Raw genomic sequence first — 12,436 nt, 5'->3', positions numbered from 1 at the left:
GGTCACTCCGCGGCGGTCAGGGGTAGGTGATCACGAGCATCGTCACACCGTCCGCCGAGGTCCACGGCCCGTGCGGCATGCCCGGAGGACGGCAGGCGTACATGCCCGCCGTGAAGGTGCGGTCCAGCGTCAGGTCGTGCATCGCTCCCTCGACGAGATAGACCTCCTCCCATACGGCGTGCAGGGCCACGCCCGCGGCCGAGGAGTCCGTGCCCGGCGCCCACCGCACGAGCGCGGTGCGCCGCCCGCTCTCGGGATCCTCGGCCAGCACGCACTCCTCCACGCCGGGTCCGGCGCCGGCCGGTGGGCGCCAGGGTCCGTCCGGACGGTGGAACTCCAACTCGGGCCCGCTCATCGCCACACCTCCGGTCGCCGGTTCGCCAGTACGGACGTCTTCTCGCGGACCGCGCCGACCTCGTCGACGTCCAGGTCGGTGACGAGCAGCTCCGGCTCGGCGCCGAGGGAGGCCCGTACGGACCCGTCGGGGCCGACCACCAGGCTGTGCCCGATGCCGGTCGGCACCGGGCCCGGACCGGTGCCGGGATCGGCCTGGCCGACGGCGGCGATCCACACGGTGGCGTCCAACGCGCGGGCCCGCACCAGCAGTTCCCACTGGTCGAGCTTGCCGGGGCCCGCGCCCCAGGAGGCCGCCAGCAGGGTGCCCACCGCCCCGGCGTCGGCGTGCGCCCGGAACAGCTCGGGGAAGCGGACGTCGTAGCAGGTCGCCAGACCCAGCCGGACGCCGTCCACGTCGATCACGGCGGGGCGTGAACCCGGGGCGACGGTCTCGGACTCCCGGAAGCCGAAGGCGTCGTAGAGATGGATCTTGTCGTACGACTCCTCGACGCCGGGGCCGGTGGCCAGCAGGGTGTTGGTCACCCGGCCCTCGTCGGCCGGGGTGAACATGCCGGTCACGACGACCGTGCCGGTCGCCCGGGCGATCTCGCGGACGCCGTCGGCCCACGGTCCGTCGAGGGGCTGGGCGAGCGGGCCGAGTGGCGTGCCGAAGCAGGCCATCGACGCCTCCGGGAAGACGACGACACGGGCTCCGGCGTCGGCGGCGCGGCGCGTCCAGTCCTCGACGAGGCGCAGGTTCTTCTCGGGGTCGGGGCCGGTGGTGAGCTGGCTGAGGGCGATCCGCATGACGCGGTGCCTCCTTGTCCGGGGCGGGGTGGTGTGGGTGTGGTCAGTGGAGGTCTGCCGTGGCCGGAATCTTCGGCGCGGCGAGCTGTTCGTCCTCGTCCACGGCGGCCTCGGGATTGCGGCCCAGCATGACGCCCACCAGGGAGATCGCGGAGGCGAGGGCGATGTAGAGGGCCAGCGGTACCCAGCTGTCGTAGGCGCTCAGCAGGGTGGTGAACAGGAGCGGGGCGATGGCGCCGCCGATGAGGCCGGCCAGAGTGTAGGCCAGCGAGGAGCCGGTGTAGCGCAGGCGGGGCGAGAACTGTTCGGCGATGAAGGCGGCCTGCGGGCCGTAGAGACAGCAGTGGATCACCAGGGCGACGAGGACTCCGGCGGCGAGCGGCAGCCAGGAACCGCCGGCGGCCATCGGGAAGAACACGAACGGCCACACCGCGGCGGCGATCGCTGAAATGCCGTACAGCAGGCGGCGGTTGACGCGGTCGGAGAGGGCGCCGGCCAGGGGCATCAGGAAGACCTGGACCGAGGAGCCGATGAGGACGGCCGCGAGGGCGGAGCCGCGCGACATGTCGAGTTCCTGGGTGGCGTACGTCAGCACGAAGACAGTGAACATCGCGTAGAGGACGTCCGGGCCGACCCGGCAGAGGATCGCGGCGGTGAGGGCGCGGGGCTGGGTGGTGAAGACCTCGCGGACCGGGGTCTGGGGACGGGACTGTTCGGCTTCCATCGCCTTGAAGACCGGGGTCTCCTCCAGTTTGGCCCGGATCCAGAGCCCGAAGCCGACCAGGACGCCGGACAGCAGGAACGCGACCCGCCAGCCCCACGACTCGAACTGCGCCTCGGTCAGCAGGGCGCCGAGGGCGGCCAGCACACCGTTGGCGAGCAGGTTGCCGGCGGGCGGGCCCACCTGGGCGGCGGAGGCGTAGAAGCCCCGGCGGCGGGAGTCGCCGAACTCGCTGGACAGCAGGACGGCGCCGCCCCACTCGCCGCCCACGCCGACCCCCTGGGCGAAGCGCAGCACGACCAGGGCGATGGGCGCGGCCACGCCGATCGTGCCGTAGGCGGGCAGCAGGCCGATGGCGAAGGTGGCCACGCCGATCAGGACGAGGGTGGCGATCAGCACCTTCTTGCGGCCGATCACATCGCCGAGCCGGCCGAAGACGAAGCCGCCGAGGGGGCGGGAGAGGTAGCCGACCGCGTAGGTGGAGAACGCCAGGAGTGTGCCTGTGAGCGGGTCCTCGGAGGGGAAGAAGAGGTCGCCGAAGACGAGGGCCGCCGCGGCGGAGTAGACGGCGAAGTCGTACCACTCCAGGGCGGTGCCGGTGAGGCTGGCGACGAAGGCGCGGCGGACGCCGGAGCGTTTCGCCGAGGCGGCGGTGTCGCTCCGCGGGGCGCCGGCGTCGCTCTTCGGAGCGTCGGTGCCGCTCTTCGGGGTGTCGTGCATGGTGCCCATCCTTGCTCGGAGACATCGACCTTCCGGCATACTTCTTGTATACAGGTCGTATGCGCAAGCCCTGCGCCGGAAGTTAACCGCGGAGAAACCAGGTTCCGGGGGCGCACTCTCGGCTCCCCGATCCCCGATCCTCGATCTCCGTTTCCTGTTTCCCGTGGCCCGTTCCCTGTTCCCCGATCCCTGGGAGTGCTCTCATGCCCGTGCTGACCTTCGAACTGCCCGACGGATCGACGCGCGAGGTCGATGTCGTCCAGGTCCTCAACGCCGGGTACGCCGGGCGCAGCCAGGACGATGTCGCCGCGCACGTCGCGGAACTCGCTGAGCTGGGGGTGCCGGGTCCGGCCGTGACGCCGGCGCTCTATCCCGTCTCCCCGTACCTCGCCCAGCAGACGGAGCGGGTCGCGGTCCAGCACGGGCGCACGTCCGGCGAGGCCGAGTGGGCGCTGGTCGTCGCGGAGGGCGGGGAGCTGCTGCTGACCGCCGCGTGCGATCACACCGATCGTGACCTGGAGGTGCACGGGGTGGCGTGGAGCAAGAACGCCGGCCCCGACGTCCTCGCGCGCCGCGCCTGGCGGCTGGCCGATGTGGAGTCCCGTATCGACGAGATCACGCTGCGCGCGTGGGTCGGTCACGCCGGCACGGAGACGGAGATCCAGACCGGAACGCTGGCCGAACTCCTCACCCCGGGCTACTGGGTCGACGTGCTGCGATCCCGCGGCGACCTCATCCCTGGGACCGTCCTGATCTCCGGGACCATCCCCATGGCCGCGGGTGTCGACCAGTTCGCCGACAGCTGGCGCGTCGAACTGGCCGACCCGGCGGGCGGGGACGTCATCGGCCTCTCCTACGACGTCCGTCCGATGCCGGAGCCCATCGGCTGACAGGAAGAGTCACCAAGGGAGTTGGGGAGTCAGGGAGCTACTGAGGGAGTCACTAGGGGAAGTACAGTGCCGCTTTCTCCAGGACGTGTCCCGTGAACATCCCGCCGTACATGCTCCCGCCCCGGTACATGGTGACCCGGATGACTCCCGACCCCGACGTCTCCACGGTGATGGGCCGCCCTATGAGGGACGTTCCGAGGACCCGGGCGTCCTTGGCGGCCCATGTCCGCGCATCGGGCCGGGCGTTGCCGGTGACCAGTGCGGGCAGGATCAGCGTGGCGTTGCGGGCGCCGGCCAGCCCGCCCCGCAGGTTCTTCGCGTAGTCCAGGGCCCACCGGGTGTACTCGGCCAGCAAGGCCTGGTCGACCTCGGGGACCGAGGCGGCGAGGACGAACAGTTCCGCCTTGGTGCCGAACCACCGCGCCTTGCGGTCCGACCGGCTGCCTATCATCACCGGGTGGTCGCGCCAGGTGGTCCCGGTCACCACCGACCCGTCGGCAGCCAGCCGTTGACGAAGCCCCGCCAGATAGGAGTCGGCCGCGCCGGTAGCCGACGCCGGGTCGCTCTGATGTTGAGTCATGCGGGGATCTTCCGTCACATTCAGGTCGAGGGAGAGGGAGTTCCTCGAAATTCGGCGGCCTGGTCGGCGTCGGCTGCGTTGTGTCGGGATGCGATCTCGCGGTGACGTGTCGCGGTGAGGTGTCTGCGGCCGTGTGCGTCGACGGAATGACTTGTACGGAATGACTTGCGGGGATACGGCGCCTCGCGGCTGGAACGGTCGCCGCGAAGGGTGCCTGACGGGAGTTCTCCCAGGCCAGGCACCCTTCGCTGGGCCCAGGTCTAGAAGAAGCCCAGCTTCTTCGGGGAGTACGACACCAGTAGGTTTTTGGTCTGCTGGTGGTACAGCGTTTGCGGGCCTCTGAGCTGCGGTGATGGTGTATTCGGTGGCTTTTGCTGCTCGGTTGGCCCGCGTATGGTCCGGATCTTGATTGTCCCGTGGCTTTGTTGGCGCGGGTGACTGCGGACAGTCGGAAGGGTGACGGTTTACGGGAGTCGCCCGCGCGTGTGGTGCCCCATGGCACAGGTGGTCGGAACCGTCTTTGACGTCCAGGTGGTCCAGGTCGGGAGCATTTGGCCTGTTCAGGGCCTTGTGGTCTAGGCGCGTCGACACTGTTGGTGATACGCATATGACTGATGTTGACCCCTGCTGGCTCGATCTGGTGGGGGTCTCTGCGTTCGGGGATGGGCCCGGTTGAGCGGTGGGCGATGAGGTTTGCTCTGCTCCAGTTCGCTGTTCCGGGCTTCGAGCGGGTAGCTGTAGCGACGCAGCACGGAGCAGGGCACAGGGCCAACGTTCAGCGGGGATGCAAGAGCCCAGTAGACAGGGCGCGGACCCTGAACGCGTGCCTTCGAAGTTGAGCGGCGCGCGGGTTAGCGTCCCCGCATCAGGAGGTGGAGGAGTGTCACCACGACAACACCGACGACGAGGGCGGTGCCAAACGACGGGTGCTCGAAGGCGACGTACACGGTGCCACAACCAATGAGCATGAGCAGTACGGTCCGTTGATCTAACTGCCTGTTCATTCGCGAGGCCCTCCCTGCATCTATGCCGGCATGCCTGTCACAGGGAAACAGCGACTGGAATCTAGACAGAAAACCCAACCGGCTCAGGGAGCTTTCCGATCTCGCTGTCCCCTGCCGTGCTTTCCGGTGTCTCGGTGTATAGACGGCACCCTCTGCCCAGCTCCGACCGGGCGTGATCGAGATTCGATGACGCGGCCTTGCGTCCGGCAGATGGCATGTGCCCCAGACCCGACGGCGCAGCATGCTGGCAGATCAGTGGCCAGGATCCTGGGGCCGGGATTCGAAATTTCGTTCGGAAAATACTGCGGGCATGAGGATCGGAAACGGTCTGGAATCCGGATGTGCACGCCCTCTTGCCCGCTGTCTTCCTTCCCTGAGTCCGCGTGCGACCCATCCGGTCGCCTCTCTTGCGAAGCCCCCGTTGTCAGTGGTGGCCTCTACGGTCTTTTGTGGCCGCCACGGAATGTCCGTGCACGGCTTGTGCGGGCGTGGGCGTCGGCCGTGTGGGGCGTGCGTTTTCGACGCTGGCGAGAAATACCGTCGTGCGCGGTGGGGTAGTGAGGGGCAGGATGCATGGAGTTGGACTACGACCGTCTGGTCGCGTTGCGGAAGCAGAGCTCCGCTTGGCGGCTGCTGACGGCCGGTAACACGGCGCTGATGTTGAGCTTCTTCAACAAGGTGTTCGTCGAGCAGGGGGCGCGCTCGATTGCCGGTGCGGAGCTTGTTGAACGGCTGGACGACGAGTTGTTCGCGCTCAATGAGCGGCTGGGGCGGACCACGTTTCCCCAGTCTGCGAAGGCGTATCTGGATGTCTGGTCGGCGCCGGAGAATGGCTGGCTGCGCAAGTATTACCCGCCGGATTCGGACGAGCCGCACTTTGACGCCACGGCTGCGGTGGAGAAGGCCATCTCGTGGATCCGGTCGCTGGAGGAGCGCTCGTTCGTCGGTACCGAGTCGCGCTTGAACACGATCTTCGATCTGCTGCGGCAGATGACGTTCGGGGCCGAGACCGACCCCGATGCGCGACTGGCCGAGCTCACCCGGCGTCGGCACGAGATCGACCAGGAGATCGAGCGCGTTGAGGCCGGCGAGGTAGATGTGCTGGACAGCGCGGGGCTGCGGGACCGCTATCAGCAGGTGACCACGACGGCGTACGGGCTGCTGGCCGACTTCCGCGAGGTCGAGGCGAACTTCCGGGACTTGGACCGCGACCTGCGGAGCAAGATCGCCGCGTGGGACGGGGCCAAGGCCGGACTCCTCGATGAGGTACTGGGCAGTCGCGAGAGCATCGCCGAGTCTGACCAGGGCCGGACCTTCCAGGCGTTCTACGACTTCCTGCTCGCCCCGAGCCGACAGGACGAACTCAAGACGCTGCTGGCCGAGGTCGAGACCATGGAGGCCATCGGCGAGCCCGACCCGAGGATGCGGCGCATGCCCCGGGATTGGCTGGAGGCCGCCGAACGCACCCAGGGCACGGTGCGGCAACTCTCGGACCAGCTGCGCCGCTTCCTGGATGACCAGGTGCGTTCGGAGGACCGTCGCGTCCTGCAGTTGGTGCGCGGGATCGAGTCCCGGGCCCTTTCCCTGCGCGACGTTCCCGGTGTGGATCTGATAGCTGAGCTCGATGCGACGGCACCGGCCATCGTGCTGCCGATGGAACGGCCCCTGTACACGCCGGTGGTCAAGGCGCCGATCGACAGTACCGGTATCCAGGCGGGCGACGAGGAGTTCGCCGCTGACGTCCTGTTCGAGGCGGTGTACGTGGATCCCGCCCGGCTCACGGCCGCGGTCCACCGCGCTCTTGGCACCCGCACCCAGGTCTCCCTTGCCGAGACGCTGCGCGAGCACCCGCTCGAGCAGGGACTGGCCGAACTCGTCGCCTACTTCGCCCTCCCGGACGACGGGTTCACCACGGTCTTCGACGACCAACGCCAAGAAGAGATCACGTGGATCGGCGAGGACGACGTTCAGCAGGTCGCCACCGTGCCCGTGGTCACCTTTGCCCGCACCAGCCCCGGTGTTGCCTGGGCCGCCAGCCAGAAGAAGGAGGGGCGATGACCACGCCTTCCACCCCCACCGCGCAGCCACCCCACACCCTCTCCTTGCCGGTCAACCAGCTGCTCAAGGGGCCGATCTTCCGCGACCAGCACGAGCGGGCCTGGGACGCGCTGCTGCACATGAGTGCCCGCGTCAAGGACTACGTCGAGGTCATGGGTCTGCGCGTGGTGATCGACGAGGTGGAGGGCTACGCCTTCCTTCAGTCGAAGCCCGACGTCGCAGACGAAGTTCGCGATCCGCGTGCGGCGCCGCCGCGGCTGATGCCCCGCCGATCGCTGTCCTACCCGGTCAGCCTGCTGGTCGTGCTGCTGCGCAAGCGGCTCGCCGAGTTCGACGCGGGCGCCGACGGCACCCGGCTCATGATCACCCGGGAAGAGATTGTCGAGATGATCCGCACGTTCCTCCCGGCCGGCACCAACGAGGCGCGTCTGGTCGACCAGATTGACGCCCACATCAACAAGGTGGTCGACCTGCAGTTCCTGCGGCGCGCCCGCGGTCAGGAGCAGCTGTTCGAGGTGCAGCGGATCATCAAAGCCTTCGTTGACGGGCAGTGGCTCGCCGACTTCGAAACGAACCTGGCCCAGTACGCGGCCTCCCACACCCCGCAGGAGAAGCAGCAGTGATTCCCGCTCAGTCCGGCCCCGTCGGCACGGCCACCTCCACCGATCTTGCTGCGGCCGGGTTCCGGCTGGAGCGCTTGGAGGTCTACAACTGGGGCACGTTCGACAAACACGTGTGGTCGTTCGGCCTCGGCGGTGCCAACGCACTGCTGACCGGGGACATCGGCTCTGGCAAGTCCACCCTGGTGGATGCGATCACCACCCTGTTCATGCCTGCCCATAAGATCGCTTACAACCGGGCGGCCGGCGCGGAGAGCCGCGAGCGCAGCCTGCGCTCCTATGTCCTGGGCCACTACAAGTCCGAACGCAACGAAGAGACCGGTTTCACCAAGCCGGTGGGCTTGCGTAAGCCCGGGAACTACTCGGTCATCCTGGGGGTGTTCCGCAACCCGGCGCTGGAGTCGACCGTCACGCTGGGACAGGTGTTCTGGCTGGCCGACGCCAACGCCACCAGACCGGAGCGGCTGTTCCTCGTCGCAGACCGGGCTCTGTCCGTCGCTGGCGACTTCGCCGACTTCGGCACCGAAGTGCGGGCCTTGAAGAAGCGCCTCGACGCTGACGATGTCCGCGTGCACAAGACGTTCCCGCCCTACAGCAAGGACTTCCGGCGCCGCATGGGTATCGAGTCTGAGCAGGCCCTGGATCTCTTCCACCAGACGGTGTCGATGAAGTCGGTGGGCAGCCTGGACGACTTCGTGCGCAGCCACATGCTCGAACCATTCGACGCGGCCGCCATGACCGACAACATCGTCAGCCACTTCGACGCCCTGACCACCACTTACAAATCCGTTCAGCGGGCCCGCGCCCAGATCGAGGCCCTCACCCCGCTGCTCAGGGACTGCCACACCTACGAGGGCCTGGCCGCGCGGATCGAGGAGGCCGAGGCCCAGCAGGCCGCCCTGCGGTACTTCATCGCCGAGCGCACCTTGGTCCTGCACGAGGCCGAGCGCACCGACCTGGAACGGTCGCTGGCCAGACTGGACCGTGAGATGAAGGTCGCGAAAGAGGAGCTGGAACGGCTGCGGGGTCAGGAGCGCCGGTGGGAACTGCAGCGTGAGGGCCTGGGCGGTGGGCGTCTGGGTGAACTGGAGCGCCAGATCGAGGAGACGGAGCGTCTGCGCACGACACGGGACAGGCGCGCCTGCGAGCACGCCAATCTGCTGGAACAGGCCGAGTTGGCCCCGGTCACTGATCAAGCTCAGTTCACCGACCGTCTGGTGGAGATCTCTCGAGCCCAGCACGACGTCGCCGCGGACAAGCAGGAGTCGCTCATTGCTCTGGAGACGCTCGCGGTCGAGGCCGATCGCCTGCACCAGCAGGCCGAGGATCTCAACAAGGATCTGGTCAGCCTGCGCTCACGCCGCAGCAACATCCCTCGCAGGCAGCTGGAGGTACGCACCCGCCTGTGCCGCGAACTCGGCATCGAGGAGAGTGCCTTGCCGTTTTCCGGCGAACTCGTCCAGGTGTGCGACGGGGAACAAGCATGGGCTGGCGCGGCCGAGCGGCTGCTGCGCGGCTTCGCTCTGTCCCTCCTCGTCCCTGGCGATCAGTACGCCCGCGTCTCCGAATGGATCAACGACCACCACCTGGGGACGAAGCTGGTCTACTTCCGCGTCCCCGACAAGCTCCCGCCCCGGCGCTCCCAGATGGCCCCTTCGGCCGCACTGTTCACCAAGCTCGAAGTACGCGACGACTCATCCTTCGCCCCGTGGCTGGCCGGCGAGCTCGAACGCCGCGCGCCGCACACCTGTGTGCCCACGATGGAGGACTTTCGGCATGCCGAACTGGCTGTCACCGCACAGGGACTGATCAAGGGAGCGCGGGGCCGCCACGAGAAGAACGACAGCACCCGCATCGACGACCGCAGCACCTACGCGCTCGGCTGGACGAACCAGGCGAAGATCGACGCCCTCTTGGACCAGGCGGGCCGGGTGCATGCCGCCCAGCGCGAGATGGTCGGCAAGAAGCGTGGCCTGGAAGCCGCCCACGAGGACTCCATCAGCCGCGACAAGGTCCTGGACCGGCTGGGGGCGATGACGGAGTTCAGCGAGATCGACTGGCCGTCCGCGGTGCGGCGCATCACCGAGCTGACCAAGGAGAAGCAGCGCCTTCAGGCAGATTCCCGTGACCTGGACGAACTCACCGGCCGCCTGGAGGAGATCGCCGGCGAGATCGGCGAGCAGGAAGCCGCCTACGAGAAGGCGAACCAGAACTGGGGGAAGGTGTCGGGCGAGCGGGACACGGCCATCCGCGCCCGCGATGCGGCCCGCGCCGTACTCGATGAACCGGCCGCCGCCGATACACAGGCCCACTTTCCGGCCCTCGAACAGCGCCTGACCACTGCCCGGTTGACGTGCCGTACCGCGCAGGAGTGCGGGCAGACCGAGACCCGGCTGCGCGAGGAGCTGACAGCTCAGAAGAACCGCTGGGGCAAAGAACAGACCCGCCTCGCCCAGGCGATCGCTTCCCAGATGGGCACCTTCCGCGCCAACTACCCGGCCGAGACCAACGAGCTCGATGACTCCGTCGCCTCCGCCGGTGGCTACCGTGCCCTGCACCAGCGGCTCGTCGCCGACGACCTGCCGCGCTTTGAGGATCAGTTCCGCACGTATCTGAAGACCAACGTGATCCGCGAAGTCGCAGGATTCCATGCACAGTTGAACATCTGGGCCGATGAGATCGGCGAGCGCATCGCCACCATCAACGAGTCGCTGGCCGGCATTGACTACAACCCGGGCCGCTACATCATGCTCAAGCCCGAGCAGACCCCGAACACCGAGATCCGCGAGTTCACCGCGGAACTGCGAGCCTGCACCGACGACGTCCTGTCGGGCGACGACTCCGACCTGTACTCCGAAGAAAAGTTCCACCAGGTCCAGCGCCTGATCGAACGCTTCAAGGGTCGCGAGGGGTACACGGATGCGGACCGTGCCTGGACCAAGCGCGTCACCGACGTGCGCTACTGGTTCGTCTTCAGCGCCAGCGAACGGCGCCGCGAGGACAACTCCGAGTACGAGGTGTACTCCGACTCCGGCGGCAAGTCTGGCGGGCAGAAGGAGAAGCTCGCTTACACCATCCTGGCCGCTTCCCTCGCCTACCAGTTCAGGCTCGACACCACCAGCAACAGGAGCCGCACGTTCCGGTTCGTTGTCATCGACGAAGCCTTCGGCCGCGGCTCGGAGGAATCCGCTCGCTTCGCCCTAGACCTGTTCAAGCGCCTCGGCCTGCAACTCCTCATCGTCACGCCCCTGCAGAAGATTCACGTCATCGAGCCCTACGTATCCGCCGTCGGCTTCGTCGACAACCCCACCGGACGCCACTCCCGCCTGCGCACCCTGACCATCGCCCAGTACCGCCAAGAACGCCTCGCCCACACCCTGGCCGCCCTGCAGCCCGCATCCGGACAGGTGAGCTGACATGGCAACCACCAGCACCCCGAACTGGACCACGCCCCGCGACGTCGTCGCTCGCCTGCGCAAGCGCTGGGATCGCGGCGAGTTCCTCAGCCAGGTCGCCGACGGCAGCGACTGGGAACCCCTCGCCGTTCCCCTGCGCGGTCCGAAGGCCGGCGACATCACCCAGCACTACGACGACGTCCTCGCCTGGGGCACGTCCTGGGCTCCCGCAGCACACCGACACCTGCGCATCGAATACCGGCGGCTCGGCGGACGCCTCGCCGGCGTGAACAACGCCCCCGCCCGGGTCTGGATCGAACGCCGCGACGACCTGTTCAAACTCCTCGGCGTCACCAACACGGTCAACCGCTACGCGTCCCTCCTCGCCGCCGCAAACGAGACCCTGCCCCCACTGGCCACGTGGATGGCCGTTCACCCGATGACAGTTGTCCAACGGGAAGCCGACTGGCCACGCCTCCAAGCCGCCATCCGCTGGATCACCGACTACCGCGGTCCGGCCGTCTACCTGCGCCAGCTCGACGTACCCGGCGTGGACACCAAGTTCATCGAACAGAACAGAGCCATCCTGACCGCCCTGCTCGAGCACTGCCTTCCCGAAGATCGCATCGAGGCCGAGGCCGCGCGCACCGACTTCGCCGCCCGCTTCCGCTTCCTGTCCAAACCCGCCTACCTGAGGTTCCGACTGCTCGGAGGCGAGTCACTGGCGGGCTTCAGCGAACTCACGGTGCGCGCAGATGAGTTCACCGCGCCACCGCTTTCCACCACGACTGTCTACGTCGTCGAGAACGAAACCACCTACCTCGCTTTCCCCGACCAACCTCACAGCATCGTGATCCACGGCGGCGGCTACGCCGTCACCCAACTGTCCGCCCTGACCTGGCTGCACGACGTACGCCTGGTCTACTGGGGCGATGTGGACACCCACGGCTTCACCATCCTTGACCGGCTGCGACAAACCTTCGCGCATACGCAGTCGATCCTGATGAACCGGCCCACTCTCCTGGGGCACCGCGGGCAGTGGGTGAAGGAAGATGCGCCCACCCACCGGCTGCTCGGCACGCTCACACCGGACGAAGCAGATGTCTACGACAGCCTCGTTGACGGCGAGTTCGGCTCGAACGTGCGACTCGAACAAGAACGCGTGCGGTTCCACCTGCTTGAGGACGCCCTCAACAAGCTTCGCTAGGTGTTGAGCAGCATCAGCAGGGCTGTCGGTGTGAAAAGGGGAGCAGACGGGTCGGGCGGCGTTTTCGGGGCTTCCCGTCGGGGCGGCGTGTCAGAGCC

The 12,436-nt window shown here is 67.8% G+C and carries 9 protein-coding genes; 5 read left to right on the top strand and 4 right to left on the bottom strand.

Going from position 1 to position 12,436, the window contains the following annotated elements; translation table 11 throughout:
• Positions 1-16 precede the first annotated feature (16 nt).
• The 3 genes from OG496_RS11930 to OG496_RS11920 are packed head-to-tail and all read right to left on the bottom strand — an operon-like array spanning position 17 to position 2,584.
• The gene (locus OG496_RS11930; protein WP_405970825.1) at positions 17-355 is read right to left on the bottom strand and encodes a cupin domain-containing protein; all 339 of its coding nucleotides are present in this window, start codon (positions 353-355) and stop codon (positions 17-19) included.
• Entirely contained in the window at positions 352-1,143 is a 792-nt protein-coding gene (locus tag OG496_RS11925) for a carbon-nitrogen hydrolase family protein (protein WP_405970824.1), read from the bottom strand. The genes OG496_RS11930 and OG496_RS11925 overlap by 4 nt, the downstream gene beginning before the upstream one ends.
• Positions 1,144-1,186: 43 nt before the next feature.
• Complete coding sequence (locus tag OG496_RS11920) at positions 1,187-2,584, bottom strand: MFS transporter (protein ID WP_405970823.1); 1,398 nt, start codon at positions 2,582-2,584, stop codon at positions 1,187-1,189.
• Between the two features lie 203 nt (positions 2,585-2,787).
• On the opposite strand from OG496_RS11920, the gene OG496_RS11915 reads away from it, so the two are divergent.
• The gene (locus tag OG496_RS11915) at positions 2,788-3,474 is read left to right on the top strand and encodes a DUF2848 domain-containing protein (RefSeq protein WP_405970822.1); all 687 of its coding nucleotides are present in this window, start codon (positions 2,788-2,790) and stop codon (positions 3,472-3,474) included.
• A 52-nt stretch (positions 3,475-3,526) separates the two neighbouring features.
• On the opposite strand, the gene OG496_RS11910 is transcribed toward OG496_RS11915, so the two are convergent.
• Positions 3,527-4,054: a hypothetical protein gene (locus OG496_RS11910; protein ID WP_405970821.1), complete on the bottom strand. Its 528-nt coding sequence runs from the start codon at positions 4,052-4,054 to the stop codon at positions 3,527-3,529.
• A gap of 1,577 nt (positions 4,055-5,631) precedes the next feature.
• Here OG496_RS11910 and OG496_RS11905 point away from each other — a divergent pair.
• From OG496_RS11905 to OG496_RS11890, 4 genes are read left to right on the top strand one after another with little or no spacing between them, the layout of a single operon-like run.
• Positions 5,632-7,116: a DUF3375 domain-containing protein gene (locus OG496_RS11905; RefSeq protein ID WP_405970820.1), complete on the top strand. Its 1,485-nt coding sequence runs from the start codon at positions 5,632-5,634 to the stop codon at positions 7,114-7,116.
• Complete coding sequence (locus OG496_RS11900; RefSeq protein WP_405970819.1) at positions 7,113-7,739, top strand: DUF4194 domain-containing protein; 627 nt, start codon at positions 7,113-7,115, stop codon at positions 7,737-7,739. The genes OG496_RS11905 and OG496_RS11900 overlap by 4 nt, the downstream gene beginning before the upstream one ends.
• A complete protein-coding gene (locus OG496_RS11895) occupies positions 7,736-11,152 on the top strand; it encodes an ATP-binding protein (protein WP_405970818.1) in 3,417 nt (1,138 codons plus the stop codon). Before OG496_RS11900 ends, OG496_RS11895 begins: the two co-directional genes overlap by 4 nt.
• 1 nt (position 11,153) lies before the next feature.
• Complete coding sequence (locus OG496_RS11890; protein WP_405970817.1) at positions 11,154-12,338, top strand: Wadjet anti-phage system protein JetD domain-containing protein; 1,185 nt, start codon at positions 11,154-11,156, stop codon at positions 12,336-12,338.
• Positions 12,339-12,436 lie beyond the last annotated feature (98 nt).

The organism is Streptomyces sp. NBC_00988 (genome assembly GCF_045162645.1).
Classification (GTDB): domain Bacteria; phylum Actinomycetota; class Actinomycetes; order Streptomycetales; family Streptomycetaceae; genus Streptomyces.
The sequence above is the reverse complement of the archived record's forward strand: the minus strand, read 5'-3'. Positions and strand labels throughout refer to the sequence as shown.

Excerpts from the sequence above, each read along its gene's own strand:
- OG496_RS11910 (WP_405970821.1), bottom strand. The coding sequence starts at position 4,054 with ATGACTCAACATCAGAGCGACCCGGCGTCGGCTACCGGCGCGGCCGAC.
- OG496_RS11890 (WP_405970817.1), top strand. The coding sequence starts at position 11,154 with ATGGCAACCACCAGCACCCCGAACTGGACCACGCCCCGCGACGTCGTC.
- OG496_RS11915 (WP_405970822.1), top strand. The coding sequence starts at position 2,788 with ATGCCCGTGCTGACCTTCGAACTGCCCGACGGATCGACGCGCGAGGTC.
- OG496_RS11900 (WP_405970819.1), top strand. The coding sequence starts at position 7,113 with ATGACCACGCCTTCCACCCCCACCGCGCAGCCACCCCACACCCTCTCC.
- OG496_RS11905 (WP_405970820.1), top strand. The coding sequence starts at position 5,632 with ATGGAGTTGGACTACGACCGTCTGGTCGCGTTGCGGAAGCAGAGCTCC.
- OG496_RS11925 (WP_405970824.1), bottom strand. The coding sequence starts at position 1,143 with ATGCGGATCGCCCTCAGCCAGCTCACCACCGGCCCCGACCCCGAGAAG.
- OG496_RS11930 (WP_405970825.1), bottom strand. The coding sequence starts at position 355 with ATGAGCGGGCCCGAGTTGGAGTTCCACCGTCCGGACGGACCCTGGCGC.
- OG496_RS11920 (WP_405970823.1), bottom strand. The coding sequence starts at position 2,584 with ATGCACGACACCCCGAAGAGCGGCACCGACGCTCCGAAGAGCGACGCC.